Here is a 23785-nt window from a genome sequence, read left to right on the forward strand (position 1 = left end):
CCCCGCGCGCGGACGTGTGTGGATAGGATGCGAGAGCGCGTCCCCGACACGCGCTCTGGGGCTCGGTGGGACTGAGTCCCACCTGGCTACCCGAAAGTGTTCTCGACGATGATGACCGATTCGCAGACGACTGCCGTCCCCTCACGCCCCTCGCTCGGCGTCCGCATCGGACGCATCGCGTTCCTCGTGGTGGCCGGCATCGTCGTGGTCGCGGTCGCCGCGGCGTTCTTCGTCACCTGGACGATCCAGCGCTCGTTCCCGCAGACGTCCGGCTCGCTCGAACTCGACGGCCTCTCCGCCGAGGTCACGGTGCAGCGCGATTCGCAGGGCATTCCGACCATCACGGCTGACACCACGGGCGACCTGTTCTTCGCCGAAGGCTTCGTGCACGCGCAGGACCGGTTCTTCGAGATGGACTTCCGACGCCACGTCACGGCAGGACGCGTCGCCGAGATGTTCGGTGAATCGCAGGCGGGAACGGATGCCTTCCTCCGCACGCTCGGCTGGCGCACGGTCGCCGAGGCCGAAGTCGACGCGATGGACGAGACGACCCTCGGCTACTACGAGGCATACGCCGACGGGGTGAACGCGTATCTCGCATCGCGCTCCGGAGCGGAGCTCTCATTGGAATATGCCGTGATCGGCATGCAGAATCCGGACTATCGACCCGAACCCTGGGAGCCGGCGGATTCGGTCGCCTGGCTCAAGGCCATGGCCTGGGACCTCCGCGGCAACATCGAGGACGAGACCGAGCGCGCTCTGCTCGCCGCCGAACTCGACGGCGGCGACGGTGCGACTGCCACCCCGGAGACGCAGGCCCTCCTGGAGAAGCTCTATCCCGCGTATCCCTTCGACGAGAATCCCGTGATCGTGCCGAAGATCACGGCCGTGCAGGAGGGCGGCACCGACGCGGACGCCGCGTCGGCCACGCTGCCGGACGACACCGGCATCCAGGAGGCGAGCACCACGATCGAGTGGGAGGAGACCTCCAGCGTGATCGAGGCGGCGAGCATCCTGGTCGGCGACGTGGGTGAGGGGATCGGATCGAACTCGTGGGTCGTCTCCGGCTCGCTCACCGAATCGGGGATGCCGCTGCTGGCCAACGATCCGCACCTCGGCGCCTCGCTGCCGTCGGTCTGGTACCAGGTGCAGCTCAAGTGCTCGACGGTCGATGACGAGTGCCCCTTCGATGTCGGCGGGTTCTCGTTCTCAGGGCTCCCAGGGGTCGTCATCGGCCACAACCAGAGCATCGCCTGGGGCTTCACCAACCTCACCACCGACGTGACCGACCTGTACGTCGAGCGGATCGAAGGCGACCAGTACTGGCGTGACGGCGCGCTCGTGCCGCTGGAGGAACGCACCGAGACCATCAAGGTCGCGGGTGGTGACGACATCGAGCTGACCATCCGGTCGACCGGCCACGGACCGATCATCTCCGGACTGACCGACGCCTCCTCCGCGATCGCGGAGGACCCGCTTCCGGGACTGACGGCGGACCCTTCGACGGGCTCAGGGGCCCAGGAGGGGACTTCAGGGACCCAGGAGGGGACTTCAGGGACCCAGGTGGTGCCGCCCGGGAGCGGCGCAGATGCCGAGTACGCGGTGAGCCTTCGGTGGACCGCCCTCGACCCCGGCACCGCCGCGACCGCCATCTTCGCGCTCTCGACCGCGCAGGACTTCGAGGGCTTCCGTGCTGCGGCATCTCTCTTCGATGTCCCGGCGCAGAACCTCATCTACGCCGACACCTCCGGCAACATCGGCTACCAGACCCCTGGTCGACTGCCGATCCGCGGAGCTGGTGACGGATGGATGCCGCAGCCCGGTTGGGACAGCAGCTACGACTGGACCGGGTTCATCCCCTTCGAGGAGCTGCCGGTGTCGTACAACCCGAGCTCGGGCTACATCGTGACGGCGAACAACGCGATCGTCGCTGACGACTACGCGTACTTCCTCTCGCGCGACTGGGACTACGGCTACCGTGCGGCACGCATCGTGCACCTGATCGAGCGCAGGGCGGCAGTCGCACCGCTCACCGCCGAGGACATGCGCGAGATCCAGATGGACAGCGAGATGTGGATCGGCAAGCGGCTGGCCACCGCACTCGGCGACATCGAGGTGTCCGGTGCCGGGCCGAAGGCCGCCGTCGACCTGCTGCAGACCTGGGATGCGCAGAACGCGGCGTCGTCCGCCGGCGCCGCCTATGCGAACGTGCTGTGGTCGAACCTCGTGCAGAACGTCTTCGCCGACCGCGAGCAGCCGCTGCCGAGCGACGGGCAGGGACGACTGTTCACGGTCGTCTCGACCATGCTCGACGACCCCGCCGATCCGCTCTGGACCAACGAGAAGCTCGGCGTCGCCGGCATGCCCGAGATGCTCGCACGGTCGGCGGAGGATGCCTACGACGAGCTGTCCGCCAGACAGGGCACCGACGTCGACCGGTGGAACTGGGGCGACCTGCACGCGATCACGCTCACGAGCGACACGCTCGGCTCATCCGGCATCGCACCGATCGAGGCACTGTTCAACCGCGGCCCGTACCCGGTGAGCGGCGGGGCCTCGGTCGTGAACGCGACGGGTTGGGAGATCGGATCCGACTACTCGACGACGACGGTCCCGTCGATGCGCATGGTCGTCGATCTCGCCGACCTGGACGCCTCATCGTGGAACCATCTGACCGGCGCATCGGGGCATGCGTTCCACGCGAACTACGTGGATCAGACTGCGGACTGGGCAGCCGGCGTGCAGCGGCCGTGGGCCTTCTCGCCGAAGCAGGTGGATGCCGCGACCGTCGACACGCTGGTGCTGACGCCGGCGGGCTGAGGCCGGGCCCCTGAGCCTGGGCCCCTGAGCCTGTCGAAGGGAGACGGGCGAAGGGTCCGCTCAGCCGGGTCGGCTAGCGTTGATGGGTGCCATCCAGTTACCTCGCCCCGAAGGGCACCCCAGTCACGCTCCTCGAGTTCGAGCACGCCGGAGCGACGCTGATCGCTGAATCCTTCGGCGAGGGTGCGCACACGTTCCTGCTGCTGCACGGCATCGGCATGGGCCGCAGCGTCTATCTCGATGTGGTGCAGCGCCTCCGCGGCCGCGTGATCGCCCTCGATCTCCCTGGGTTCGGCGAGGCACCGGAGCCCACGCGCAACCTGACGATGGAGCGGCACGCCGACCTCGTCGCAGCGTACCTGCGTCACGTCGGCGCCGACCCCGTCGTGGTGATCGGACACTCGATGGGCAGCCAGATCGGGGCAGAGCTGGCTGCGCGGCATCCGTCCCTCGTCGAAGGCGTGATCCTCGCGGGCCCGACGGTCAACAAGGCCGCCCGCAACATCGCCGCGCAGGCCAGCTATCTGCTGACCGACCTGGTCGGCGAGCGCCCGCTCGTGATCTGGCGCGGGGCACGGGAGTACCTGCGTGGCGGACCGCACCTGATCCGCAAGATGCGCGCCACCATCGTGCATCAGCCGGAGAAGGCCTTCGCGCGCATCGACTGCCCCGTGCTGGTGCTGCGCGGGGAAGACGACCCGCTCGCGCCGATGAGCTGGTGCCAGGAGATCATCGACGAGATCCCCGGCGCGCAGCTGGAAGTGATTCCCGACCACGGTCACGGCACGCTGATCAGCGACTCCCAGCCGGCCGCACGCCTCATCCAGGCCTTCGCCGACGCGCTCTGACGCGGCAGCACCCGACGTCAGGGGTAGCGGCGGAACATGACGAAGTCCCTGTCGGACTCGTCGAGCGCTTTCGTCAGCGCCGGGTCGACCGCGAAACCGTCAGGGTCTGGCTTCCTCGCCGGGCGGGGACGCCGCATCAGCACCCCGAACCACACGGCGGTGATCGCCACGAAGATCACGAAGAACGTCTCCATGCTGGCACGGTAGCCTGCCGCGGACACGCTGTCCAGAGCAGTCAGCCGGCAGCGGGCGGGGTCTGCTTCGAGTCCGCGAGCTCGTCGACCACGAGCGTGTGCTGATCGGTGGTGCCGTTGCGATACGCCTGGCGGCCGACCATGTGCGCCGACAGCGGCGCGGTCGCGAACTGCATCAGCACGACCGGCGTCACCAGGGCGAGGCCCAGGAGGATGCCGCCGACGCTGCGCTGCGACAGCGCGACCGCGAGGCAGATCAGCACCAGGCCGAGCACCTGCGGCTTCGTCGCCGCGTGCAGCCGCGACGGCACGTCACGGAAGTGCAGCAGTCCGACCGCAGCAGAGAGGCAGAGGATCGCACCGAGCAGGATCAGCACGAGCACGGCCACGTCGATGACGGAGTCGGGGATCATCAGACCGAAGACGTTCATGGTGCCGTGTTGTCCCTTCTCGCGACGAAACGGGCGACCGCGATCGAGCCGAAGACGCCGATCGCGGCGATGATCAGCATCACCGGGATGCTGCGGGTGTGGCCGTTGATCGCCATCTCGGCACCGAGCACGCACATCACCTCGGTGAGCAGCACGTCGGAGGCGACCGCTCGGTCGAGGATCGACGGGCCGCGCACGACACGGATCAGCGTGAGGATCGCTGCGATACCGAACACGATCATGATCAGGAGCAGCAGCACGTTCATCGGACACCGCCCTTCTTGCCGACGGCGCGTTCATCGGCCCTGAGTGCACGGTACTGCGCAGGGTCTCCGAGCGCACGCACGATCCGGCGCTCCCAGAGCAGCACGCCGTCTCGCTGCTTCTCGACGTCTGCCCGGTTGCGCACGCCGATCACGTGCAGGTAGAGGATGCGGCGGTCGCGGTCGGCCTCGACGATGAGCGATCCGGGGATCAGCGAGGAGGTGACGGCGACGTGCGTCATGACCAGATCGTCGGCGTAGCGCAGTGGAACCGCGATGATCGCGGCCCCCGGCTGTCGGCGGAAGTCGAACACCTGCACCGTGACCGAGAGCGCACCCCGCACCACCGCGAACAGGAACTGGACCACGAACAGGAAGCCGTACCAGAGGTTGATCCGGCCGGAGAGTGCGATCGTCGGCAGCCGGAAGACCCTCGTGACGAAGATCGCGACGACGAGTCCGGTGAGAAACGACAGCACGGTGAACTGCGCCCACAGCAGCATCCAGAGCACCACGAGCCACGCGAGGAACGGCAGCTGCGCGCCGATGTCGCGCCACAGGTGACCCTTGTTGCGCGGACTCATCCGTCCACCTCATCCTGCAGCTGCACCAGGCTGACCGGCTCGAGGAGCGTCGCACCGATCCGATCGCACAGGGCATAGAGGGGTCCGGCGAAGACCGTGAGCGCGACGGTCACGCCGACCATGCCGGCGGTCGAGACGGTCATGATCTTCGGGATGCGGCGGCGCTCCTGCTGCTCATCCGCGGCCGGCGCGTTGCCGAGGTAGGAGATGCGTCCCTCGGTCTCGGTCGAGTCCTCCTCCTCGCGCCAGAAGGCGAGGTTCCAGGCGCGCATCAGCGCGTAGAGCGTGAGCAGCGAGGTGACGATGCCACCGATGATCAGCACGATCATGAGCGGGGTGCCGACGGACGCCGCCGCCTCGAAGAGCGCGAACTTGCCGATGAACCCGGAGAACGGCGGAAGTCCGCCCAGGTTGATGGCCGGCACGAAGTAGAGCACGGCGATCACCGGTGCGACCTTCAGCAGCCCCTTCACCCTGAGGATCGAGGTGCTGCCGGCTCGACGTTCCACGAGTCCCACCGCAAGGAACAGCGTCGTCTGCACGACGATGTGGTGGACGATGTAGTACACCGTCGCGCCGATCGCGGCCGGCGTCGCGATCGCCAGGCCGAAGATCATGTACCCGACGTGACTCACGAGGGTGAACGACAGGATTCGTTTGAGCTCCGCCTGCGCGACGGCACCCAGTACTCCCACGATCATGGTCGCGAGCGCCACGATCAGCAGCAGCGTGTCGATGCTGTTGTCGGCGAACAGCTGCGTCTCGGTGCGGATCAGCGCGTACACGCCGACCTTGGTCAGCAGACCGGCGAAGACCGCAGTGACCGGGGCGGGAGCGGTCGGGTAGGAGTCGGGCAGCCAGAACGAGACCGGGAAGATCGCGGCCTTGATGCCGAAGGCGATCACGAGCATCAGGTGCAGCACCAGCTGCGTCTCCTGCGGGAGCTCGGTCATCCGCTCGGCGATCTGCGCCATGTTCACGGTGCCGAGCGCGCCGTAGATCATGGCGATCGCTGCGAGGAACAGGATCGACGACACCAGCGACACGACGATGTACACCGCGCCGGTGCGGATGCGGGATTCGGTGCTGCCGAGCGTGATGAGCACGTACGACGCCACGAGCAGGATCTCGAAGCCGACGTAGAGGTTGAACAGATCGCCCGCGATGAACGCGTTGAAGATACCGGCGGCGAGGATCAGGTACGAGGGGTTGAAGATCGAGATCGGGGTCTCGTCAGTGCCGTCGGCGACACCCTGACCGATCGAGAACAGGAGCACCGCGAGCAGCACGATGCTCGAGATCAGCACCAGCAGGGCCGCGAGCCGGTCGACGTAGAGCACGATGCCGAAGGGCACCGGCCAGCCTCCGACCGAGACAGCGATGGGCGCTCCGGCATCCACCGCCACGAGCAGCACGGCTGCGATCACCGAGACCGCGGCGAGCGTCAGGACCGTGACGAGCACCTGCAGTCGTGCGTTGCGACCGAAGATCAGGGTGATCGCGGCGCCGAGCAGCGGCAGGCCGACGAGCAGGGGAACGAGCACGCTCACGAGCGATCCTCCCCGTCGTCGGCCGGCTTGCGCTGCGGGTGCGGCTCGTCATCACCCGTGTACGGGCGCGACGGCAGGTCGGTGGGGGCGTCGTCCTGGATGGCGGAGTGGTCTCGCATGTGGAGCACCGTGATCGGGGCGGTCTGCACGCCCACGAAGTCGGTGGTGGCCTCGTCGTCTTCCGTGTCTGCCTCGTCGTCCATGAGGTCTTCGTCTGCATCGGTGCGCTCGCGGAGCGCGATGTCGGCCTCGTCGTCCTCGACCGTGTCGGCCTGACCCAGCTGCCAGGACCGGTAGATGAGCGCGAGCAGGAAAGCGGAGACGGCGAAGGTGATCACGATCGCGGTGAGGGTGAGCGCCTGAGGCAGCGGGTCGCTCACATCTCCGTCTGCGTCGTAGAACGGGGCCCGTCCCGGCACGCCCATCACGATCAGCAGCAGCAGGTTGGTGGCGTTGCCGAGCAGTAGGAAGCCGATGAGGACGCGGGTGAGACTGCGTTCGAGCATCGCGTAGACGCCGCAGGCGAAGAGCACCGCCATGATGACGATCAGGGTCAGCGAGACATCCATCAGCTGCTCACCACCCGCTCGCGCATCTCCTGCGCCTGGCGGTCGACCTCAGCACCGAGGCTGCGCAGCACATCGAGCACGAGCCCGATCACCACGAGGTACACGCCGATGTCGAAGATGGTCGAGGTCACGAACTCCATGTGCCCGATGCCGGGGATCTCCCACTCCCAGAACGAGCTGGTGAGCGGCGCGAGGCCGAAGAACAGCGGGATGATCGCCGTACCGACCGCGAGGATCAGCCCTGCGCCGAGCAGGCGACCGGCGTCCGTCGGCGCGGCAGCGCCGAGCTCCCATCTGCCGCCGGCGATGTAGCGCATGACCAGCGCCATGCCTGCGACGAGACCGCCGGCGAAGCCACCGCCCGGGAGGTTGTGGCCGGCGAAGAGCAGGAAGATCGACACCACGATGATGGTGTGGAAGAGGATGCGGACGATCACCTCGAGCAGGATCGACCGGTTCTCCGGCTTCATCTTCTGACCGCCCACGAGCCAGGCACGAGGGCTGCTCTCGTTCTCTGCGGTCTGGAAGCGGATGCCGTCGGTCGTCTCGACCAGCGGCCGGCTGCGCGCCGCCTTGCGGGTGGCCCGCGGGAGCACCTTGGTCGCGGCGAGCAGGTCGGCCCGATGGGTGACGAACACGAGGGATGCCACGCCGGTCGCCGCGAGGACGAGCACGGAGAGCTCGCCCATGGTGTCCCAGCCACGCAGGTCGACCAGGGCGACGTTCACGACGTTCTTGCCGTGGCCGAGTTCGTAGGCGAGCTTCGGGAAGGCCGCGGAGATCGGGTCCGCGACGCGCGACTGCGTCGCGACGACCGCGATCAGGGCCATCGTGAGTCCGACGCCGATGCCGAGCAGGGCGCGCGGGATGCGGCCGACCGACGCATTGTGCTCGCCCATCCGGGCGGGAAGCCTGCGCAGCACCAGCGCGAAGGTGACCATCGTCACCGTCTCGACGAGGATCTGCGTGAGTGCGAGATCCGGGGCGCCGCTGGTCGCGAACAGCGCGACCATGCCGAGGCCTGTCACCGAGACGAGCACCACGCCCGTGTACCGCTTCTGCGCACGGACCGCGAAGATGCCGGCGGCTGCCATGATCGGCGCGACGACGATCTGCGCAGGGGTGTGCCAGGCGGAGAGGTTGAATCGGTCGATGTCGCTCGCGACGAGGGCCGTGACCTCGGCCGCGACGAACACCACGAAGATGGTGCCGACGTAGACGGGAAGCGAACCGCGCTGCGTCAGGGTCGTGCTGAGCACCGACAGCCGGTCGACGCCGCGCATGACGAGGTAGTAGGCGTCTGCGGCTGTGAAGCGCAGCAGCCGCGGCTTGCGGTCCCAGCCGGTGCGGCGGGTCAGCAGGAACAGACCGACGCCGAGCAGGATCGACAGGATCGAGATGCCGAGCGCAGGCTCGAAGCCGTGCCAGAGCGCCAGGTGTCCCGGCCCCTCGGTCGCATCGCCGGTCGCGGGGTCGAGACCGGGGGTCGCCGTGAGCGCGTAGCCCTGCAGCGCGATGTCGAGTGCGGGGGCGCCGATGCCAGCGGCGAGCGTGACGCCGGCGAGGATGATCGGCGCTGACAGGAATCCGACGGGCGGGTCGGGCCAGGCCGTCGTCGGCAGCTGCTGCCCCTGCGCGTCGCGCTTGGTCCAGAACGCTCCCCAGAGGAAGCGCACCCCGTATGCCGCGGTGAGCATGGATCCGAGTCCGACGCCGATGATGGCCACGAGTCCCCAGGCGGAGCCGCCGAGCGCGTCGTCGAGCAGAGCGGTGAGGGTCGACTCCTTCGCGACGAATCCGATGGTCGGAGCGATGCCGGCCATCGAGGCCACCGAGATGAACGCGGCGGTCGCCATGACCGGGGCCTGCCGCCCGACGCCGGAGAGCTCGGTGATGTCACGGGTGGAGAGCTGGCGGTCGATCACGCCGACGATGAGGAACAGCGCCGACTTGAAGAGGGCATGCCCGATCACGAGCGCGAGGCCGGCGAGGGCCGATGCCTGGGTGCCGTAGCCGACCACGAGGGCGAAGAATCCGAGCTGGCTGACGGTGCCGAAGGCGAGGATGCGCTTGAGGTCGGTCTCGCGGAGGGCCTGAATCCCGCCGAGCAGCATCGTGATGATGCCGAGCGTGATCACGATCGGCCGCCAGGGAGCGCTGAACGCGAAGATCGGCGCGAAGCGCGCGATCAGGTAGATACCGGCCTTGACCATCGCCGCTGCGTGCAGGTAGGCGCTCACGGGGGTCGGCGCCGCCATCGCACCGGGGAGCCAGAAGTGGAACGGGAAGAGGGCCGACTTGCTGATGGCGCCGATGAGGAGCATCACGATCGCAGCGTCGATCACGGGGCCGGTGGGGGCGAGCTCCAGGATCTCGCGGATGCTGGACGTGCCGGCATCCACGACCAGCAGCACCACGCCGACGAACATCACGAGCCCGCCGAGGGTCGTGACCAGCAGCGCCTGCAACGCGGCACGTCGGCTGGCGGCACGGCGTCGGTAATGACCGATCAGGAGGTACGAGAGGATGCTCGTCACCTCCCAGAACATGACGAGCATCACCAGGTCGTCGGTGAGCACGAGACCGTACATGGCACCGGCGAATCCGAGCAGGACGCCCGCGAACTGGCCGATCCCTGCCGAGTCGTCGTGGAAATACCAGCGGCAGTACAGGAGCACGAGCGCCCCGACGCCGGTCACGATCAGGGTGAGCACCCAGCCGAGCACGTCCATGTGCATGGAGAGGTTGAGCCCGAGCTGGGGGATCCACGACAGCGAGACGAACGGCGGATCGCCGTCGAGCACCTGCGGTGTCATGACGAGCGCATGCACGAATGCGGCGGCCGGAACGAGAGCCGCGAATGCGAAGGCCTGCGCCCCGAGCCAGCGGACCAGCACGGGCATCAGCAGCGACCCGAGGAGGAACACGGCGAGGAGCGTCAGCATATACGCGGCTCCTCGAAGCTCGTCGGCCGGTGGGCTCAGGCGGGCGGATGTGATTCCAGTTTACCGGGCGATCGGGGTCTTCGGGTCCACGGTCCTGTGTTCGGGAGCGCTCAATGGTCCTTTTTCGACCCGAATCACAGCATTCTGCCCAATGGAGACTGCCCGGAACGCACATTCAGTCTCGTTCGCAGGCAACGCGTGCGGCGACGGGTCGTCGTGGGAGAGTAGCGATCATGCAGCGGGCGTGGGTGCGAGAGACGGCGGGGTGGCTCGGCGCCCTCGCGACCGCGCTGATCGTGAGCGGCCAGGTCGCCTCCTCCGCTCGTGCCGACCTGGTGTTCCGCGACGGAGACTCGCTCATCGTGGCGATGTTCGCCCGCGCGATCCTCGACGGCACCGCGTCGGATTGGGCCATGTCGAGCGTGCTCTTCCTGCCGGAGTCGACCGTGTTCGCCGGGCTCGATGCGCTGCTGCCGTTCGACGTGAACGGTGTGCTCGCGGCGAGCTCGGTGCTCAATCTGCTCGCGCTCTACGGCGCGATCCGCGTGGCGGCAGGGCGCGCTGGTGACGGCATGGCACCCGTCGCGTGGTCGATCATCGCGCTCGGCGTGTTCGGACTGCTCGCCGTCACCGACGTCTCAGGATCGCGCGATTCGCTGGACCTCGCATCGCTGCAGCTGACCACGACCTACTACTCCGCGACCGTGGTCGCGGTCGTGCTCTCCGTCGGCCTGGTGCGCCGACACCTCGAGAGCACCAGACGCGGACTCGCACTGCGCATCGCGCTCGGAGCGGTGGCCGCGATCGCGACGCTGTCGAACCCGCTCTTCGCGGCGTGGGCGGCCGCGCCGCTCACGGTCATCCTCGTCGCCCTGAGCATCCGCCGCGGCGGCCGCACTCGGATGCTCTCCGTGCTCACGATCCTGCTCGGCGGGGTCGCCATCGGCTTCCTCGCCCGTATTCCATTCTCGGCATGGATCGCCAACACGGGAGCCGGCTACGTCCAGCCGGAGCTCTGGATGCAATCCATCGGCTACTACGCCCACCTGCTCGGCGAGCGCCTGGCCTCCCCACTCGGTGCGATCGGGGGCGTGCTCACCCTCGCGCTGCTCGCACTCGCCGTCCTGCGGTCGATCCGCGCCACGCACACGGGAGAGCTCGTGATCGCCCTGGCCGCATGGGTCATGCCGGTGCTGGTGGCGATCGGGGCGATCGCGCTCGGGACACACGCCGCTCGCTACCTGCAGCCGGTCGCCTTCGCGCCGGTGCTCGCGCTCGTCGCGTGCCCACGGCTGTTCACGATGCCACGCCGCGTCGCCCGCCAGACCATCGGCGCGGTCGCTGTGCTCCTGCTCGTCGGGTCGGCGCTCAGCATCCCGCGGCTGATCTCGGCCGCCGAGGCCCCGGATGCAGATCTCAGCTGCGCGAGGGATTGGGTGAACGCCTCCGGCCGCACCGGAGCCGGGCAGTTCTGGACCGTTCGCCTGCCCAAGCTGCACCTCGACGATCCGGCACGACTGGTGCAGGTCGACCACATGCTGAACGGATATGCCTGGCTGGTCGACCGCCGAGATCTCGATGCCGGCGCGGTGTCGTTCCTCATCGAGGACGCGCAGACCGTGCAGTGGCAGCTCCCGGAAGCTGCCGTCCCCGAGCAGATCGTCGACTGCGGACGCTATCGGATCCTCGACTTCGGCGCCACGACGCTCCCCCTCGGTCCCGCCCACAGCTGACCGACCGTCACGGGTGCCGGAGCGAACTCAGCGCGTGGGCGGCGGAGCCGTGGTGGTGCCGGCGCGGAAGCGGCACGTGAAGTGCTGCGTCTCGCCGGGGAGCCCGTTCAGCATCCGAGCGACCTGCTCGCCTGCCGCACGCCCCTTGTCGACCGCCGGCTGCACACTGGTGGTCAGGAGGAGGCCGCCGAGACCGTCGACCTCGATCCCGTCGAACCCGGCGACGGAGACGTCTTCCGGCACGCGGAGTCCCAGCTCTTCCGCGGCGCGGATCACGCCCACCGCGAGCAGGTCGCTCTGCGCGATCACGGCGGTCGGGCGGTTGTCCGGGTCGGCGAGCAGCGCGCGACCGACGATGATCCCCTCGTCGATGAGGCTGCCGGAAGCCGAGATCGCCGGGGCGTCCGGGAAGACGCTGCGCAGTCCTTCGAGCCGGTCGATCGTCACATCGGTGGTCGCGGTCGCGAGGCGCTCCTCGGTGACCAGCCCGCGCACACGGTCCGCGTCGAGCGAGAGCGTGACGAACGCGACGTCCGTGTGTCCGAGGTCCTTCACATGCTGTGCGACCGCGGCGGACGCGGCGGCATTGTCGAGCGTGATCCGCGGGATGTCGCCACCCGCATCGCCCTCGATCACGACGACCGGAAGGCCGCGGCCGCGGACGATCTCGAGCGAGGCCCTGGTGCGCCCGGAGCATCCGATCAGCACGAAGGCGTCGACCGGCGCGCTGGCCAGCGCAGAGCCGTCCTCGCCCGGTTCGTCGCGCATGAGCAGGATGCCGGCGCTGAGCTCGGCCAGCCCGTCGGTGAGGCCGTCCATCATCGCGGTGGTCACCGGATCGAGGAACGCGGCGCGCAGATGCCCTTCGAGCACGACGGCGACGATCCCGCTGCGACCTCGGCGCAGCGAGGCAGCTCGGGGGTCCGGGCCGGTGTAGCCGAGATCGGCGGCCGCCGTCAGCACCCGTTCCCGCGTGGCCTCCGCGACCTTGGCCTTGCCGCTGAACACCACGGATGCGGTCGAGGTGGCCACTCCCGCCTGGCGCGCGACGTCTGCGATGGTCGCTCGACGCGGCGTCTCGTGACTGGTCATCCTTCGAGGATAGCCGTCTTCCGTTCCCACGAGTCGAATCGATTCGATAGGCTGTGCGACATGGAATCCGTCCTCACCCGTTCCCAGTTCGTCCGCTGGCGTGCCGCGATCTTCGCGATCTTCTTCGCCAGTGGACTGTCGATCGCCACCTGGGCGTCTCGCGTGCCGAGCATCAAGGCGGATCTCGATCTCGACAATGCGCAGGTGGGATTGATCCTCCTCGGCATGGGTGTCGCGTCGATCGTCGGCATCTCGACGAGCCCGGCCGTCGTCGCCCGCACTGGCGCACGCCGAGGGATGCTCGTCACGATGCTGCTCTTCGCCGTCGGCATCACGCTCGTCGGCCTGGGCGCCACGCTGTTCGCCTCGGTGCCGGTGGTGCTCATCGGTATGGTGCTGTTCGGATTCGGCAACGGCAGCCTCGACGTCATGATGAACGTCGAGGCGACGGCGATCGAGCAGCAGATGGGAAAGACCGTGCTGCCGGTGTTCCATGCGTTCTTCAGCTTAGGCACCGTGATCGGCGCCGGCATCGGCGCTCTCGCCGCGCACCTCACCACGACCGTGGCAGTCCACGCATCGATCATGGGCGCGCTGATCGCCGTCGTCGCGATCGTCTGCTTCTTCCAGGTGCCGTCGCGCGAAGCCGCGCTCGACCCGACGCCTGGCGAGCAGCAGTCCTGGGGGGACCGCATGCACGTGGCGCTCGAGGCCTGGCGCGAGCCGCGCACCTACCTGATCGGCGTGGTCATGCTCGGCATGGCGTTCGCAGAGGGCGGCGCGAACGACTGGATCGCGCTCGGCACGGAGCAGGGTCATGGCTTCGCCTCCGGCACCGGGGCCGTCGCGCTCGCGGTGTTCTCGGTCGGCATGACCGTGGTCCGCATCTTCGGCGGTCCGCTCGTCGACCGATTCGGCCGGGTCGCGGTGCTGCGCATCCTCGCGGTGGCAGCGGCATCCGGCATCCTGCTGTTCATCCTCGGCCCGAACCTGCCGCTCGTGCTCGTGGGTGCTGCGCTCTGGGGCATCGGCGCCTCGCTCGGGTTCCCGCTCGGCATGTCGGCCGCAGCGGACGACCCGGCGAAAGCAGCCGCGCGCGTCAGCGCCGCTGCGACGATCGGCTATGTCGCCTTCCTCGGCGGTCCGCCAGTGCTCGGCTTCATCAGCGAGCACATCGGCCTGCTGAACACGCTGTTCATCCTGGTGGCGCTCGTCGTGGCATCCGGCCTGTTCTCGGGCGCTGCCCGCCCGCTCCGCGAGGACGAGAAGACCGCAGCGCCGACGAAGAGCGCGTGATGATCGAACGAGACGGCCGCACCATCGGATGCCGTTAGGCTCGACGGGTGCGTCTCGTCATCGCCCGCTGCTCCGTGGACTACACGGGCCGGCTCAATGCCCATCTTCCGCTTGCCACGCGTCTGCTCGTGCACAAGGGAGACGGGAGTCTGCTCGTGCACTCCGATGGCGGCAGCTACAAGCCCCTCAACTGGATGAGCCCGCCGTGCACGCTGTCCAGCGAGGAGCCGGGCGAGGAGGAGTCGAGCGCCGGCGTCGTGGAGGTCTGGCGCGTCACGCACAAGAAGACCGGCGATGCGCTGCGCGTGCAGATCTACGAGATCCTCCACGACACCTCGCACGAGCTGGGCATCGACCCCGGCCTGCAGAAGGACGGCGTCGAGGCAGACCTGCAGCGGCTCCTCGCCGAGCAGGTGGACCGTATCTCCGAGGGCGCGACACTGGTGCGCCGCGAGTACCCCACCGCGATCGGGCCGGTCGACCTGCTGGTGAGGGATGCCGACGGCGCTGCGATCGCAGTCGAGATCAAGCGCCGCGGCGACATCGACGGCGTGGAGCAGCTCACCCGCTATCTCGAGCTGCTCGGTCGCGACCCGCACCTCTCCCCCGTGCAGGGTGTCTTCGCCGCGCAGGAGATCAAGCCGCAGGCTCGCGTGCTCGCCGAGGACCGCGGCATCCGCTGCCTCGTGCTCGACTACGACGACATGAAGGGCATCGAGTCGGGCATCCCCCGGCTGTTCTGAGCACCGGCGATCGCCGGCTGCTCGTCTCAGCGCACCGGGATCAGGTGCCGCGGCGGGCCTTCCAGTCGCGCGACAGCGACCTTGACCTCGGTCACCTCATGCTCGACCGCGATCACGCGATCGTCGACACGGTCGAATCGCGCGTCGAGCTTGGCTTCGAGGGCATCGAACCGTGCATCGCGCGTGGCGTCCTGAGCCGTTGCGCGCGTCTCGAACTTCACGTCCAGCTGCACGATACGCGTGTCCATCTGTTCGAATCGCGCGTCCACCTGCGCGAATCGCGCGTCCACCTGTACGAATCGCGCGTCCACCTGTGCGAATCGCGCGTCCATCCGATTGAGGAACCAGCCGAAGCATCCGAACATCGCGATGACGATCGTCACGACGCCCCCGATCATCGTGATCACTTCCATCGACACGAACATCCCTCCATTCTGATCCGGTCGACCGAGCCTGTCATGCCCCGGGAAGGGGGGTCTTCATGCCCGCACGGATGGTGGAGCGTGCCGCTCGCTGCACACCTGTGCAGGAACAGTCGTGCAGGCGGAGTCGACCATCCGCAGCCCATAGGCTGGAAGGCATGGCCTCTTCTCCGTACTCCTGTGTTCTCTGGGACGTCGACGGCACCATCGTCGATGCGTCGGTCGGCATCCTCCGCCGCCTGAACATCGCTCTCACGCACTTCGGTCACCCCGCGCCGACGCGAGAGGAGCTGGTGCACTGGATCGGCCCGCCGATGTTCCAGTCCTTCCAGGACCAGGCAGGGATGACCCCGGAGCAGTCCGCCGAGGCTGTCTCGTTCTACCGCACCCTCGGCAAGGCCGACGGGTACACGACTGATGTGCGCACGTACCCGGGAGTTACGGAACTCATCCATGACCTGCACGCGGCAGGCGTGCCGCAGGCCACCGCGAGCTCGAAGCCCGAGAACCAGGTCGACGCCCTGATCGACCACTTCGAACTGCGCTCCGCGTTCCTCACCACAGTCGGTGCGACGCCGGACGAGTCGACCCTCGCATCGAAGACCGACATCGTCGCCGAGGCGCTGCGCCGCCTGACCGAGCTCGGTGCCGACGTCTCGCGTCCGGTGCTCATCGGAGACCGCCACCACGACGTCGAAGGCGGCAATGCGAACGGCGTGCCGGTCATCTTCGTCGACTGGGGCTTCAGCGAGCCCAGCGAAGGCGACGAGGCGGCGTTCCGCGCGGCGACCGTGGACGATCTGCGCGCGCTGCTGCTCGCCTGATCCGGCCAGACGCTGCACGACAGACCAGCCCGAATGCACAGAACTCCCCACCGGAACCACGCTTTCGCGCGAATCCCGTCGGGGAGTTCTGTGAAATCGCCGCCTCAGAGGGGGCGGATGTTCTCAGCCTGCAGGCCCTTGGGGCCCTGCGCCACGTCGAACTCGACTCGCTGGTTCTCTTCGAGAGACCGGTAGCCGGATGACTCGATGGCGGAGTAGTGCGCGAAAACGTCAGCGCCGCCGTCGTCGGGGGAGATGAAGCCGAAGCCCTTCTCCGAGTTGAACCACTTGACCGTGCCCTGGGTGCTCATGTACTGCCTGTTCTGCTGGTGAAGAAGCCGACGCAGGTATGCCCCGACAACGCTAACGCTAGTGGAGGAGGCCCCGAGGGGAACACCCTCTTCGAGAAGGTAACCCAAATGTTGCATGAGCGGAATCTGGCCGTCATCCCGCGGGCACGCCGACGACTGCGTCGACCTGTCCCAGAAAATGGTGTGGCCCCCACCGCGGGGGGAGCGATGAGGGCCGAAGACGACCGGAGGGTGCGTCAGATTCCAGCATAACCCCTCTTTTCAATCTTTGTCCCCCAAATGGGGGACAAAACGAAAGAAAGATGCGAGGATGGTCGACAGCGGCCCCCTCGAATAGTCCATTGGGGACTGAACTACTCGAGAGGGCCCAATCGCATGCACGGATCGTCTTGCCTCTGGGGAAGGCTTCCCGTCTTCTGGGGATGACGGAGACGATCAATTCCCCTTGTGCACGCACCTTCACCATAGGGGAGTAAGCACGATCACGCTATGGAATCTTGTTCCAGACAGCGGACCGTGGAAGGTGGGGAACTGATCCGCGAGGATCGCAGGTTTCGGGAGGAGGCAGGACGAACAGCACGGAGGCACCTCCGTCGTCCTGTCTCCCTCGAATCCGCGAGGCCCGCCGGTACCCTGAAGCAGTGACCACCCTGAACAAGGACATGACGCTGTGCATCTCGCTCTCGGCGAGACCGAGTAACAACGGCACCCGCTTCCACAACTTCCTCTACGAGGCGCTCGATCTCAACTGGATCTACAAGGCGTTCGCCCCCACCGACCTCGGTCAGGCCATCGCCGGCGTGCGCGGTCTCGGAATCCGCGGCTGCGCGATCTCGATGCCCTACAAGGAGGAAGTGATCGCACTCGTCGATCGCATGGACGACTCGGCGACCGCGATCGACTCGGTGAACACGATCGTCAACGACGGTGGCGTGCTCACGGCGTACAACACGGACTACTCGGCGATCGCGCAGCTGATCGAGCGGAACGCGCTGGATCCGTCGTCGACGGTCCTGCTCCGCGGATCGGGCGGCATGGCCAAGGCGACCGCTGCCGCCTTCCGCGATGCCGGGTTCGCGCAGGTCACCGTGGTGGCGCGCAATGAAGAGGCAGGACGCGGCCTGGCCGATCTGTACGGTTTCGCCTGGGCCGCGGACGCCGAGGGACGTACCGCGGACATCCTGGTCAACGTGACGCCGATCGGCATGGCCGGCGGCGCCGAGGAGCACTCGCTGTCGTTCGACGAGCCGGCGGTCGCCGCGGCGTCCGTCGTGTTCGACGTGGTCGCACTGCCCGCTGAGACGCCGCTGGTGCGAGCAGGCAGGGCAGCCGGCAAGACGGTCATCACCGGAGCGGAGGTCGCGACGCTGCAGGCGCTCGAGCAGTTCGTGCTCTACACCGGCATCCGCCCCTCGGCCGACCAGGTTCGCGCGGCCGAGGAGCACATGCGGGCAGGCGCCTGAACTCCGCTATCTCGGGGCGAGCCACCCCTTTTCGCGCGACCGGCCGCCTTTGGGACGTCCAAAAGGGGCCGGGTCGGTGACAAAGGGCCGGGTCGGTGGGGGCTTGGCCGGGTCGGTGGGGGCTTGGCTGGGGCGGTGGGCTGCGCGAGCGTGCGGGTCGGGAAGGATCGGGTCAGGCCGCGACGGCGGCAAGGGTTTCGGTGTCCGCGGCGGGGCGTGGACGGTGGGCGGCTGCGGCGGCGATCGCCATGACAACGAGAGCGGATGCCGTCAGCGCGGCGCCGATCCAGATCGGCGAGGTGTACCCGAGTCCTGCCGAGATGCCGACGCCGCCGGCCCAGGCGCCGAGGGCGTTGCCGACGTTGAACGCACCGATGTTCGCGCCGGATGCCAGGGTGGGTGCTCCACCGGCGTAGCGCATGATGCGGCTCTGCAGGCCCGGCACGGTACCGAAGCCGAAACCGCCCATCAGCACGAGGATCGCCATGGTCGCCGGCTGCGACCACGCGAGCAGGCCGAACAGCACCAGCACCGCGGCGAGCGCGGCGATGAAGACGAGCAGCGTGCGGTCGATCGAACGGTCCGCGAGGCGTCCACCGATCGCGTTGCCCGCGACGAGTCCGAGACCGAACAGCACGAGCAGCCACGGCACAGCCGAGCTGGCGAAGCCGCCGACATCCGTCAGCGTGTAGGCGATGTAGGTGAAGGCGCCGAACATGCCGCCGTAGGCGAGGATCGTGACGGTCAGCGACAGCCAGACCTGCCCTGAGCGGAAGGCGGCGAGTTCGTGTCGAAGACTCACAGCCGGACCCGTCGACTTCGGCGCACGCACGAGCAGCGCGATGCCGAGGAGCGCGACGATGCCGATCACCGAGATCACCCAGAACGTCGATCGCCACCCGAACTGCTGACCGAGGAACGTGCCGAACGGCACGCCGAAGACGTTCGCTGCGGTGAGTCCGGTGAACATGATGGCGATCGCGCGCGCCTTCTTCTCCGGCGCGACGAGATCGGCGGCGACGACGGAGCCGATGCCGAAGAACGCGCCGTGCGAGAGCGCTGCGACGATGCGACCGGCCATCGCGACCGCGTAGTCGGGCGAGAGCGCCGTGAGCACGTTGCCGGCGATGAACAGCACCAGGAGTCCGAGCAGCACCGGCTTGCGGGGCAGTCGCGTGGTCGCTGCGGTGAGTCCGAGCGCGCCGACCACGACACTGAGCGCATAGCCGGAGATGAGCCATCCTGCGGTCGCCTCGGTGACTGCGAAGTCGCTCGCCACCTCGGGCAGCAGCCCCATGATGACGAACTCCGTGAGTCCGATGCCGAACGCGCCGATGGCGAGTGCGATGAGTCCGAGTGGCATGAGTGCGCTCCGAGATCCTCTGCTAAAGTAGTTGCAGACGCGGGATGTTGCGTCCGAGACATAATGATTGCACACGCAACTAATCTGCGCAAGCAACTACCTGTGGAGGTCACCGATGGGCATCTCAGACGACGCGGTCGAGGTCCGAGCACGCGGATGGCGCACCCTCGCCGCGCTGCACGGGATCATCGAGGCCGAACTCGAGCGCGCGCTCGGAGCATCAGCCGATCTCTCGGTCGTCGAGTACACCGTGCTCGACGCGCTGAGCCGTCAGGACGGATGGCACATGCGGATGCAGCAGCTCGCCCGCGCCACAGCCCTCAGCCCCAGCGCGACCACCCGCCTCGTCACCCGGCTCGAGGACCGGGGTCTGCTGACCCGCATCCTGTGCCTCGACGACCGTCGCGGCATCTACACGGAGCTCACTCCGGCAGGGCGCGCACTCTACGAGCAGGCGCATCCGATCCACGACGAGACCCTCGAGCGCACGCTCGGCGAAGCCGGTGAACAGCCGGAGCTCGCACCGGTCGTGCACGCGCTGCAGGGGAGCAGCATCAGCGCCTGACCGCGTTCACGCCGGCAGCGCCGACCCCTCCGCGACCGGCGTCAGCACGCGTCCACGGATGAGGAAGAGCGCGACGATCCCGAACAGGATCACCGCGATGTTCCCGGTCGCGGCGATCGCGAGCCAGATGTTCTCCGCAGCACCCTCGACGGCGGTGTCGATGCCGCCGGTCGACAGGAAGAGCGTCGGGTCCGTGAGCCCGTGCATCACGATCGCCCAGACGATGCTCCCGGTCACCCGCATCACCAGATACATGCAGATGCCGAAGAAGAACGTGTAGACCAGCAGCACGAGGATCGTGATGCTGAAGCCGACGCCGATCGCGTTCACGAGGTGCATCAGAGCGAACAGCGCCGAGGAGATCACGGCCACGACGAGCTCCTTGTGCCCGGCCTTGCGCAGCAGCGCGACGCCCGCACCGCGGGTCACCAGTTCCTCGGCGATGCCGATGAAGAGGCCGGTGATGAGCGTGACCACGACGACTCCAGGAGGGAACGAGCCGTAGTCGATGCCGATGAATCGGAAGATGATCGGGTACGCGACGACAGCCACGGCGAGCCACATCCACGGGCGACCGCCGATCGGCTGCCGCGAGAAGACCGGGGTGATCCAGCCGATGGCGGCGAGGAAGACGAGGATCACGAGTGCGCCTGCGCCGATCGGGATCAGCAGCTCGATGATCACGTTCGTGGCGCTCGCGAACGGGCCGCCGTCGATGATCATGTGGCCGAGCGTCACGCCGACGAGCTGACCGACACCGAGATACACGAGGAGGTACGCAGCCGTGACGAGGAGGGCGCGCCACCACCCGCCGCGATTCCAGAAGCCGTCCCTGTCCTGCCAGAAGTCCGCCATGCTCCACCCTCTCTCCGAGTCACCCCTCCGGCGGCTCATGTTCATCATGGCGGGGCACGCGCATCGGCGCCATCCGCCGAACCGGCGCTCCGGAAGACTGCTGCCGGGGCACCGGCCCGTTCGGCTCAATCGCGTGCGACGACGACCTTGCCGATCGTCTGCGACGTCTCGACGAGCTCATGCGCGCGACGCAGCGTCGCGGCATCCAGCGGTCCGAGGCTGGTCGTGAGCGTGGATCGGAGCACACCGTCATCGAGCAGCTGCGCGACGCGCGTCAGGAGCTCGTGCTGGAAGGCGTCCTCCGGCTCGTGGATCGGCCGGGTGAACATGAGCTCCCAGTGCCACGTGACGCTCTTCCCCTTGAGCGCGTCGATACTGCCACCGCTCTCGTCGATCGAGACCACCTCGCCGCGGGGACGGATGACCTTCGCGATCGCGTCGACGTTGCCCGGTGTGAAGGACGTGAACACATAGTCGACGCCGTCTGGCGCGATTCGAGCAACCTCGCGGGCGAAGTCGCGGCCCACGACGTGATCGGCTCCCATGTCGGTGACCCACGCGACCGAGTCGGGACGGGATGCCACGGCGATCACCGTCAACCGGGTCAATGCCTTCGCGAGCTGGATGATCAGGGAGCCGACGCCACCGGCAGCGCCGATCACGAGCAGCACTCCCTCGCTGTCCGCACCGAGGCGGAGCCGGTCGAACAGGGCCTCCCACGCGGTGATCGCGGTCAGGGGCATGGCAGCAGCCTCCGCCACCGAGACGCTCCCCGGCGCTCGACCGACGATGTTCTCGTTCACGAGATGGAACTGCGCGTTCGTGCCTGAGCGATCGATCTGCCCGGCGTAGAACACACGGTCGCCGACGGCGAAGCGGCGCGCACCCTCGCCGGTGGCGACGACCGTGCCGACAGCGTCGTAGCCGAGCACCCGTGGTGTTCCGGATGCGGCGCGGCGGCCGCGCACCTTCACATCGACGGGGTTGACGGAGACGGCGTCGATCTGGACCAGGATGTCGTGCCCCGCTGGCGTCGGCGTCGGCAGCTCGATGTCGGTCAGCGAGCCGATCTGCGAGAGCGGTCCGCCGGGAGCGGCGATGGCGGTCATGGTCTCGGGGAGTGCGGCACCCTGCACGGGCGATGCGATTCGTTCGGTCATGAAGAGACCATACCCAGACCGCCCCAGTTACCCGCAAGGGGTATTGGTTCCCTTCGGATACCATTGCAGGATGTCGACTCCAGCCGCCTGCCCCTCCGGCACCCCGCACGACGTCTACGACGCGCAATGCCCCTGTCGAGGCGTGCTCGATCTGCTTGCCGACAAGTGGAGCGCGCTCGTGATCGGCGCCCTCGACGTCGGACCTCTGCGCTTCGGCGAGCTCAAGACCCGGCTGAACGGCGTCAGCCCGAAGGTGCTCACCGCCACCCTGCGCCGGCTCGAGGACCGCGGTCTGCTGAACCGTGCGGTGTTCGCCGAGGTGCCGGTCCGCGTCGAGTACTCGCTGACCCCGCTCGGCGCCGATGCAGGTCGGCCGCTGCGCGAGTTGCGCGACTGGGTCGAGTCGAACATCGAACGGTTCCCCGCGAGCGCCTGACCGCAGACCGCGCGCTGTCAACCCACTGGGCGGGAGCGCGTCCGACGACGATCGTGGATGCTCCGAGAGCACGACCGATGCGGAGGACGCGATGAAGGCATTGACCTGGCAGGGCACACGGAAGGTGACGGTCGAGGAGGTCCCGGAGCCGAGGATCCAGCAGCCGAGCGATGCGATCATCCGCGTCACCTCGTCCGCGATCTGCGGGTCGGATCTGCATCTCTATGAGCTGCTCGGACCGTTCATCGATCGTGGCGACATCCTCGGCCACGAGCCCATGGGCGTCGTCGTGGATGTCGGTTCCGATGTCACGCGCCTGAAAGTGGGCGACCGTGTCGTGATCCCCTTCAACATCTCCTGCGGCGAGTGCTTCATGTGCCGCCGAGGTCTCCAGTCGCAGTGCGAGACGACGCAGGTACGGGAGTACGGCAGCGGCGCCGCACTGTTCGGCTACACGAAGCTCTACGGCCAGGTTCCCGGTGGGCAGGCCGAGTTCCTGCGGGTGCCGCTGGCCGACTACAACCACATTCCCGTGGCATCCGACCTGCCGGACGAGCGGTACCTCTTCCTCAGCGACATCCTGCCCACCGCGTGGCAGGGCGTCGAGTACGCCCAGGTGCCGGAGGGCGGCACTCTCGCCGTGATGGGCCTCGGCCCGGTCGGTCAGTTCGTCTCGCGGATCGGCAGGCATCGCGGGTACCGGGTGCTGGCCGTCGATCCGGTGCCGGAGCGTCGCGCCATGGCGGAACGACACGGAATCGAGACCTTCGACCTCACCGACACGGTCGTCGAGGAGTTGCGCGATCTGACCGAGGGGCGTGGTGCGGACTCGGTGGTGGATGCCGTCGGCCTCGAGGCGCACGGCAACGCCGGCGTCGAGTTCATCCAGAAGGCGGTCGGGCTGCTGCCGGATGCCGCGGCGCGGAAGCTGCTCGACACGGCAGGCATCGACCGGCTCGCTGCCGTCTACGCCTCGATCGACGTCGTGCGCCGAGGCGGCACGGTCTCACTCAGTGGGGTGTACGCCGGTGACGCCGACATCCTGCCGATGAAGACCATGTTCGACAAGCAGCTCTCACTGCGCATGGGGCAGTGCAACGTGAAGCACTGGATCGACACGCTGCTGCCGCTCGTCGAGGACGTCGCCGACCCGCTCGGCGTGATGGACCTCACGACCCACCATGCGCCGCTCGACGATGCGCCCGAGCTGTACCGGACGTTCCAGCAGAAGACCGACGGCTGCATCAAGGTCGTCCTGCATCCGTCGACCGTCTGAGCTGCCGACGACGCGCGGCGGTGCGGGGTCAGAAACGCCCCT

At 68.0% G+C, this 23785-nt stretch carries 23 protein-coding genes; 10 read left to right on the forward strand and 13 right to left on the reverse strand.

What is annotated here, in order from left to right:
• Positions 1-111 precede the first annotated feature (111 nt).
• Both V7Z82_RS16600 and V7Z82_RS16605 read left to right on the forward strand, forming a co-directional pair.
• Positions 112-2820 (forward strand): penicillin acylase family protein, encoded by a 2709-nt coding sequence (locus V7Z82_RS16600; protein ID WP_334152817.1) that lies wholly within the window; start codon positions 112-114, stop codon positions 2818-2820.
• Positions 2821-2906: 86 nt separating this feature from the next.
• A complete protein-coding gene (locus V7Z82_RS16605; protein ID WP_334152819.1) occupies positions 2907-3668 on the forward strand; it encodes an alpha/beta fold hydrolase in 762 nt (253 codons plus the stop codon).
• 17 nt (positions 3669-3685) lie between these two features.
• Here the strand turns inward: V7Z82_RS16605 and V7Z82_RS16610 are convergent, their stop codons facing one another.
• The 7 genes from V7Z82_RS16610 to V7Z82_RS16640 are packed head-to-tail and all read right to left on the reverse strand — an operon-like array spanning position 3686 to position 10204.
• Positions 3686-3862 carry a hypothetical protein gene (locus V7Z82_RS16610; protein WP_334152820.1) on the reverse strand — a complete coding sequence of 59 codons (177 nt, stop codon included), beginning with the start codon at positions 3860-3862 and terminating at the stop codon, positions 3686-3688.
• A 41-nt stretch (positions 3863-3903) separates the two neighbouring features.
• The gene (gene mnhG / locus V7Z82_RS16615) at positions 3904-4293 is read right to left on the reverse strand and encodes a monovalent cation/H(+) antiporter subunit G (RefSeq protein ID WP_334152821.1); all 390 of its coding nucleotides are present in this window, start codon (positions 4291-4293) and stop codon (positions 3904-3906) included.
• Positions 4290-4559: a monovalent cation/H+ antiporter complex subunit F gene (locus V7Z82_RS16620; protein ID WP_045278661.1), complete on the reverse strand. Its 270-nt coding sequence runs from the start codon at positions 4557-4559 to the stop codon at positions 4290-4292. Before V7Z82_RS16620 ends, mnhG begins: the two co-directional genes overlap by 4 nt.
• A complete protein-coding gene (locus V7Z82_RS16625; RefSeq protein ID WP_334152823.1) occupies positions 4556-5140 on the reverse strand; it encodes a Na+/H+ antiporter subunit E in 585 nt (194 codons plus the stop codon). The genes V7Z82_RS16620 and V7Z82_RS16625 overlap by 4 nt, the downstream gene beginning before the upstream one ends.
• Entirely contained in the window at positions 5137-6690 is a 1554-nt protein-coding gene (locus V7Z82_RS16630) for a Na+/H+ antiporter subunit D (RefSeq protein ID WP_334152824.1), read from the reverse strand. Before V7Z82_RS16630 ends, V7Z82_RS16625 begins: the two co-directional genes overlap by 4 nt.
• Positions 6687-7259, reverse strand: coding sequence for a Na(+)/H(+) antiporter subunit C (locus V7Z82_RS16635; protein WP_045278658.1), 573 nt, complete (start codon positions 7257-7259; stop codon positions 6687-6689). The genes V7Z82_RS16630 and V7Z82_RS16635 overlap by 4 nt, the downstream gene beginning before the upstream one ends.
• The gene (locus tag V7Z82_RS16640; RefSeq protein WP_334152825.1) at positions 7259-10204 is read right to left on the reverse strand and encodes a Na+/H+ antiporter subunit A; all 2946 of its coding nucleotides are present in this window, start codon (positions 10202-10204) and stop codon (positions 7259-7261) included. The genes V7Z82_RS16635 and V7Z82_RS16640 overlap by 1 nt, the downstream gene beginning before the upstream one ends.
• A gap of 233 nt (positions 10205-10437) precedes the next feature.
• On the opposite strand from V7Z82_RS16640, the gene V7Z82_RS16645 reads away from it, so the two are divergent.
• Positions 10438-11937 carry a hypothetical protein gene (locus tag V7Z82_RS16645; protein WP_334152826.1) on the forward strand — a complete coding sequence of 500 codons (1500 nt, stop codon included), beginning with the start codon at positions 10438-10440 and terminating at the stop codon, positions 11935-11937.
• A gap of 27 nt (positions 11938-11964) precedes the next feature.
• Here the strand turns inward: V7Z82_RS16645 and V7Z82_RS16650 are convergent, their stop codons facing one another.
• Positions 11965-13029, reverse strand: coding sequence for a LacI family DNA-binding transcriptional regulator (locus V7Z82_RS16650; RefSeq protein WP_334152827.1), 1065 nt, complete (start codon positions 13027-13029; stop codon positions 11965-11967).
• A gap of 60 nt (positions 13030-13089) precedes the next feature.
• Here V7Z82_RS16650 and V7Z82_RS16655 point away from each other — a divergent pair, with 60 nt between their 5' ends.
• Together V7Z82_RS16655 and nucS are read left to right on the forward strand one after the other, a co-directional pair.
• Positions 13090-14325 carry an MFS transporter gene (locus V7Z82_RS16655; protein WP_334152828.1) on the forward strand — a complete coding sequence of 412 codons (1236 nt, stop codon included), beginning with the start codon at positions 13090-13092 and terminating at the stop codon, positions 14323-14325.
• Positions 14326-14372: 47 nt separating this feature from the next.
• Positions 14373-15068: an endonuclease NucS gene (nucS, locus tag V7Z82_RS16660; protein ID WP_334152831.1), complete on the forward strand. Its 696-nt coding sequence runs from the start codon at positions 14373-14375 to the stop codon at positions 15066-15068.
• Between the two features lie 26 nt (positions 15069-15094).
• Here the strand turns inward: nucS and V7Z82_RS16665 are convergent, their stop codons facing one another.
• Positions 15095-15493, reverse strand: coding sequence for a response regulator (locus tag V7Z82_RS16665; protein WP_334152832.1), 399 nt, complete (start codon positions 15491-15493; stop codon positions 15095-15097).
• A gap of 155 nt (positions 15494-15648) precedes the next feature.
• Between V7Z82_RS16665 and V7Z82_RS16670 the strand changes: the two genes are divergently transcribed.
• Complete coding sequence (locus tag V7Z82_RS16670) at positions 15649-16314, forward strand: HAD hydrolase-like protein (RefSeq protein ID WP_334152833.1); 666 nt, start codon at positions 15649-15651, stop codon at positions 16312-16314.
• Between the two features lie 104 nt (positions 16315-16418).
• Here V7Z82_RS16670 and V7Z82_RS16675 read toward each other — a convergent pair whose 3' ends face one another.
• Positions 16419-16625, reverse strand: coding sequence for a cold-shock protein (locus V7Z82_RS16675; RefSeq protein WP_042540947.1), 207 nt, complete (start codon positions 16623-16625; stop codon positions 16419-16421).
• Positions 16626-17266: 641 nt separating this feature from the next.
• Between V7Z82_RS16675 and V7Z82_RS16680 the strand changes: the two genes are divergently transcribed.
• Positions 17267-18088: a shikimate 5-dehydrogenase gene (locus V7Z82_RS16680; protein ID WP_334152834.1), complete on the forward strand. Its 822-nt coding sequence runs from the start codon at positions 17267-17269 to the stop codon at positions 18086-18088.
• A gap of 172 nt (positions 18089-18260) precedes the next feature.
• Here V7Z82_RS16680 and V7Z82_RS16685 read toward each other — a convergent pair whose 3' ends face one another.
• Complete coding sequence (locus tag V7Z82_RS16685; RefSeq protein WP_334152836.1) at positions 18261-19451, reverse strand: MFS transporter; 1191 nt, start codon at positions 19449-19451, stop codon at positions 18261-18263.
• Positions 19452-19566: 115 nt separating this feature from the next.
• On the opposite strand from V7Z82_RS16685, the gene V7Z82_RS16690 reads away from it, so the two are divergent.
• The gene (locus V7Z82_RS16690; RefSeq protein WP_334152837.1) at positions 19567-20016 is read left to right on the forward strand and encodes a MarR family winged helix-turn-helix transcriptional regulator; all 450 of its coding nucleotides are present in this window, start codon (positions 19567-19569) and stop codon (positions 20014-20016) included.
• A gap of 6 nt (positions 20017-20022) precedes the next feature.
• Here the strand turns inward: V7Z82_RS16690 and V7Z82_RS16695 are convergent, their stop codons facing one another.
• Entirely contained in the window at positions 20023-20871 is an 849-nt protein-coding gene (locus tag V7Z82_RS16695) for a CPBP family intramembrane glutamic endopeptidase (protein WP_334152838.1), read from the reverse strand.
• A gap of 125 nt (positions 20872-20996) precedes the next feature.
• On the reverse strand, positions 20997-22031 hold the full coding sequence (locus V7Z82_RS16700; RefSeq protein ID WP_334152839.1) for a zinc-binding alcohol dehydrogenase family protein: 1035 nt from the start codon (positions 22029-22031) through the stop codon (positions 20997-20999).
• 70 nt (positions 22032-22101) lie between these two features.
• Here V7Z82_RS16700 and V7Z82_RS16705 point away from each other — a divergent pair, with 70 nt between their 5' ends.
• Both V7Z82_RS16705 and V7Z82_RS16710 read left to right on the forward strand, forming a co-directional pair.
• Complete coding sequence (locus V7Z82_RS16705; RefSeq protein WP_334152840.1) at positions 22102-22467, forward strand: winged helix-turn-helix transcriptional regulator; 366 nt, start codon at positions 22102-22104, stop codon at positions 22465-22467.
• Between the two features lie 91 nt (positions 22468-22558).
• On the forward strand, positions 22559-23743 hold the full coding sequence (locus tag V7Z82_RS16710; protein ID WP_334152841.1) for an alcohol dehydrogenase catalytic domain-containing protein: 1185 nt from the start codon (positions 22559-22561) through the stop codon (positions 23741-23743).
• The last annotated feature ends 42 nt before the right edge of the window (positions 23744-23785 follow it).

Origin of the sequence: Microbacterium sp. (genome assembly GCF_036823965.1) — a bacterium.
Taxonomy (GTDB): domain Bacteria; phylum Actinomycetota; class Actinomycetes; order Actinomycetales; family Microbacteriaceae; genus Microbacterium.

What these genes read in the sequence shown, in the direction of transcription:
- V7Z82_RS16655 (WP_334152828.1), top strand. Translation starts at nt 13,090, where the DNA reads ATGGAATCCGTCCTCACCCGTTCCCAGTTCGTCCGCTGGCGTGCCGCG.
- V7Z82_RS16695 (WP_334152838.1), bottom strand. Translation starts at nt 20,871, where the DNA reads ATGGCGGACTTCTGGCAGGACAGGGACGGCTTCTGGAATCGCGGCGGG.
- V7Z82_RS16650 (WP_334152827.1), bottom strand. Translation starts at nt 13,029, where the DNA reads ATGACCAGTCACGAGACGCCGCGTCGAGCGACCATCGCAGACGTCGCG.
- V7Z82_RS16710 (WP_334152841.1), top strand. Translation starts at nt 22,559, where the DNA reads ATGAAGGCATTGACCTGGCAGGGCACACGGAAGGTGACGGTCGAGGAG.
- V7Z82_RS16670 (WP_334152833.1), top strand. Translation starts at nt 15,649, where the DNA reads ATGGCCTCTTCTCCGTACTCCTGTGTTCTCTGGGACGTCGACGGCACC.
- V7Z82_RS16700 (WP_334152839.1), bottom strand. Translation starts at nt 22,031, where the DNA reads ATGACCGAACGAATCGCATCGCCCGTGCAGGGTGCCGCACTCCCCGAG.
- V7Z82_RS16645 (WP_334152826.1), top strand. Translation starts at nt 10,438, where the DNA reads ATGCAGCGGGCGTGGGTGCGAGAGACGGCGGGGTGGCTCGGCGCCCTC.
- V7Z82_RS16610 (WP_334152820.1), bottom strand. Translation starts at nt 3,862, where the DNA reads ATGGAGACGTTCTTCGTGATCTTCGTGGCGATCACCGCCGTGTGGTTC.
- V7Z82_RS16640 (WP_334152825.1), bottom strand. Translation starts at nt 10,204, where the DNA reads ATGCTGACGCTCCTCGCCGTGTTCCTCCTCGGGTCGCTGCTGATGCCC.
- V7Z82_RS16685 (WP_334152836.1), bottom strand. Translation starts at nt 19,451, where the DNA reads ATGCCACTCGGACTCATCGCACTCGCCATCGGCGCGTTCGGCATCGGA.
- V7Z82_RS16705 (WP_334152840.1), top strand. Translation starts at nt 22,102, where the DNA reads ATGTCGACTCCAGCCGCCTGCCCCTCCGGCACCCCGCACGACGTCTAC.
- V7Z82_RS16675 (WP_042540947.1), bottom strand. Translation starts at nt 16,625, where the DNA reads ATGAGCACCCAGGGCACGGTCAAGTGGTTCAACTCGGAGAAGGGCTTC.
- V7Z82_RS16625 (WP_334152823.1), bottom strand. Translation starts at nt 5,140, where the DNA reads ATGAGTCCGCGCAACAAGGGTCACCTGTGGCGCGACATCGGCGCGCAG.
- mnhG (WP_334152821.1), bottom strand. Translation starts at nt 4,293, where the DNA reads ATGAACGTCTTCGGTCTGATGATCCCCGACTCCGTCATCGACGTGGCC.
- V7Z82_RS16600 (WP_334152817.1), top strand. Translation starts at nt 112, where the DNA reads ATGACCGATTCGCAGACGACTGCCGTCCCCTCACGCCCCTCGCTCGGC.
- V7Z82_RS16635 (WP_045278658.1), bottom strand. Translation starts at nt 7,259, where the DNA reads ATGGATGTCTCGCTGACCCTGATCGTCATCATGGCGGTGCTCTTCGCC.
- V7Z82_RS16690 (WP_334152837.1), top strand. Translation starts at nt 19,567, where the DNA reads ATGGGCATCTCAGACGACGCGGTCGAGGTCCGAGCACGCGGATGGCGC.
- V7Z82_RS16620 (WP_045278661.1), bottom strand. Translation starts at nt 4,559, where the DNA reads ATGAACGTGCTGCTGCTCCTGATCATGATCGTGTTCGGTATCGCAGCG.
- V7Z82_RS16665 (WP_334152832.1), bottom strand. Translation starts at nt 15,493, where the DNA reads ATGTTCGTGTCGATGGAAGTGATCACGATGATCGGGGGCGTCGTGACG.